We start from the raw sequence: 3,153 nt of genomic DNA on the forward strand, positions 1-3,153 counted from the left end.
ACAAATGGCTAAAGGCGGCAGAGAAAAAATCAAATTAGAGTCATCAGCTGGTACTGGTCACTTCTATACAACTTCAAAAAACAAGCGTACAAAGCCTGAGAAAATGGAAATCATGAAATTTGATCCAACCATTCGCAAGCACGTCGCTTACAAAGAAACAAAGCTCAAGTAATGTATCGATTCGATATTTATTTGCAGCAAATAAAAAACCCGCTACATCAGCGGGTTTTTTATTGCCTTGATTTTCACCAAGACTAAATACAACTCACCTCTTAAGCGTAACGACGCAATCTCAAAGAGAAGTCACGCAGACTCGATAAACCACTCTCTTCGGCGCGCTGACACCAAGTATGTAACTGAGCAACCAGTTGATCACCCGTGGCATTAGAGCGGCTCCAAATCGCTTGCAAATCACGACGCATCTCAATCATCTTGCGAAGCTGCACATTGCTGGCCATCAACTCTTCTAGCTTGATTTTTTCTTCTGCGGTTAAACGTGATTCATCTTTGCTCAACCAGGTACGCGCATCTTTCAGATGGGCGGCCAACACTTGCATGTGCTGAACCTCATTACTGAAGAAGGCGCTCAGGGTCTTACTGTAGCGGGCCATGATTTCATAACGATTTGCAATGATGGCTTCGAGCGTACCTTGATCGGCAGGACGTAAGTCGCTCAGTACCGGCTTAGGAGAAGTCTTTTTCACTTTAGCCAAGCCTACAGCACTCATCATCTGAATGTACATCCAGCCAATATCAAACTCGTACCACTTACTAGAGAGCTTGGCGCTAGTAGCAAAGGTGTGATGGTTGTTATGTAACTCTTCGCCACCAATCAAAATACCCCAAGGAAAAATATTTCTTGAGGCATCTTCACAGTCGTAATTGCGATAGCCCCAAAAGTGGCCAATGCCATTAATAATTCCAGCAGCAGTAATGGGGATCCACAACATTTGTACCGCCCACACTGTTAAGCCAATTGCACCAAACAAAATGACGTCGATGATCAACATCAAGGCTACACCTTGCCAAGAGAACTTGGAATAGATGTTGTGCTCGAGCCAATCATCTGGCGTGCCGTGACCAAACTTCTCTAAAGTCTCTTGATTGTGTGACTCTTTTTTATACAACTCAGCACCACGAGAAAGTACTGTATTGATACCGAGAACTTGCGGGCTATGAGGATCATCCACTGTTTCACACTTAGCGTGGTGCTTACGATGAATCGCCGCCCACTCTTTGGTGACCATGCCAGTTGTCAGCCAGAGCCAAAACCGGAAGAAATGGGAAATGATTGGATGCAACTCTAAAGCACGGTGCGCTTGGCAACGGTGCAAGAAGATAGTTACAGCGGCAATCGTGATGTGTGTCGCCACTAAGGTGAAGACGACGATTTTCCACCAAGCCCAATTAAGGTAACCGTGAGAAAGCCAGTTAAGGAATAAATCAAAACCTGAAGCTGTGTTCAAAAGGGGTATCCCTAGAAAGATCTAAAACCTTATTTTAGTTCTTTAACAGCTTTCTTGCTTTTGACTTTTACCGACTTTTCGTCATCTTTATCGACAGTTACTGCAGAAACAGCTACTTTTTTCTGAAAAACAGCCCCAAAGAAGCCATCCGTACCATGAATATGGGGCCAGAGCTGCCACCAAGGATTGTCGGGACTACATCCCATAGGAATTTTATCCTTTGGAAACAATGACTTAAGAGCCTCAGCGGCTGGAACAACCTCAAAATCAGGATGCTTTGCCAAGAAATCCTCTGCAATTTGCTGATTTTCTTGTGGCAACAAACTGCAAGTGGCATAAACCAGGCGGCCGCCTGGCTTGAGCAAGCGGCTTGCGGAGGCCAAAATATTCATCTGCTTTTGATTGAGCTCCAGCACGCCTTCAGGGGTCTGGCGCCATTTGAGATCAGGGTTGCGACGCAAAGTACCCATGCCGCTACAAGGGGCGTCGACCAAAACGCGGTCAATCTTACCTGCCAAACGTTTGATCTTGGTGTCATTCTCGCTATCAATCCAGACGGGATGGACGTTAGAGAGGCCACTACGGGCCTGCCGTGGCTTTAAATTAGCCAATCGACGCTCAGATGTATCTAGGGCATATAAACGCCCTGTTGAGCGCATGATTGCCCCAATTGCCAAAGTCTTGCCACCAGCACCGGCACAAAAGTCGACTACCATCTCGCCACGCTTCGGGGCGAGTAAATAGGCTAACAGCTGACTACCTTCATCTTGTACTTCAAACATCCCCGCTTTGAAACCAACCGTGTTTTGTAAAGCGGGTTTACCCATGATGCGAACACCATCTGGCGCATATGGAGTTGGAATGGCTTGATAGCGACCACCCAAGGCATTCATCTCAGCAAGCAATTGCTCACGAGTTGTCTTCATGGTGTTTGCACGTAAATCCAAAAGCGCTGGATGCATGAGTGATTTGGCTAATTCTTCACGTGACTCTTCGCCAGGATATTTTCCAAAAGCATCCCACAACCATTCCGGCAAATTATTTCGAACCAGAGGATTGAGTGCGGATGGATCAACCGTTGCAAAACGTTGTAGCCACTCATACTCACCCGTCTTTAATACGTGAGCTAAATCAGCAATTGCACTTTCAGCACGATTGGCTGAACCTAGACCACCCTCTGACAGAGCAGACAGCAAACCCAATAGGGCTAAGCGTCTAGCCTGGGAGCCCTCACCGCTTGAAGCAAATTGTGAGAACTCATTTTTACGACGCAAGATAGCAAAAGCACTCTCAGCAATCAAGGCACGATCACGATTACCCAGCTGAGGTTCAGAGCGGAAATACCGACTCACAACACGATCCGCTGGTTGCTCAAAATTCAATAACTCTGGAAGCAGACGCTCCAAATGAATTGCATGCTGGGGCAAAGCCTTGGCATTAGAAAAGTTTTTTTGGCCTTCGGGCGCAATGATGTTGCCACTGGCATTACGACGCTCTGGTCGACGTAATGGATCTTTGGATTTAGCAGCGTAACTTTTTTGTGGGCCTAGGCGTGATCCAGATCTGGACCCGGATTTACTACCAGCGCTAGCTCCGCGGGATGAACGTTCTTTACTCATAATTTTATTAATTGCGACTCCGGTGGTTGAACCTGAACTTGATTACCTTCTATTCGCAATCGTCCATC

At 46.5% G+C, this 3,153-nt stretch carries 3 protein-coding genes; 1 reads left to right on the plus strand and 2 read right to left on the minus strand.

Annotated features, from left to right (window positions below; all coding sequences use genetic code 11):
- The first annotated feature begins 4 nt into the window (after nt 1-4).
- Complete coding sequence (gene rpmG / locus B7Y67_RS13860; RefSeq protein WP_015421876.1) at nt 5-172, plus strand: 50S ribosomal protein L33; 168 nt, start codon at nt 5-7, stop codon at nt 170-172.
- Nucleotides 173-272: 100 nt separating this feature from the next.
- On the opposite strand, the gene B7Y67_RS13865 is transcribed toward rpmG, so the two are convergent.
- Together B7Y67_RS13865 and B7Y67_RS13870 are read right to left on the minus strand one after the other, a co-directional pair.
- Nucleotides 273-1,466, minus strand: a complete 1,194-nt coding sequence (locus tag B7Y67_RS13865) for a fatty acid desaturase (RefSeq protein ID WP_293599154.1) — start codon at nt 1,464-1,466, stop codon at nt 273-275.
- Nucleotides 1,467-1,495: 29 nt separating this feature from the next.
- Nucleotides 1,496-3,085 (minus strand): RsmB/NOP family class I SAM-dependent RNA methyltransferase, encoded by a 1,590-nt coding sequence (locus tag B7Y67_RS13870; RefSeq protein ID WP_293599155.1) that lies wholly within the window; start codon nt 3,083-3,085, stop codon nt 1,496-1,498.
- Nucleotides 3,086-3,153: the final 68 nt, after the last annotated feature.

This window comes from Polynucleobacter sp. 35-46-11, from assembly GCF_002281105.1.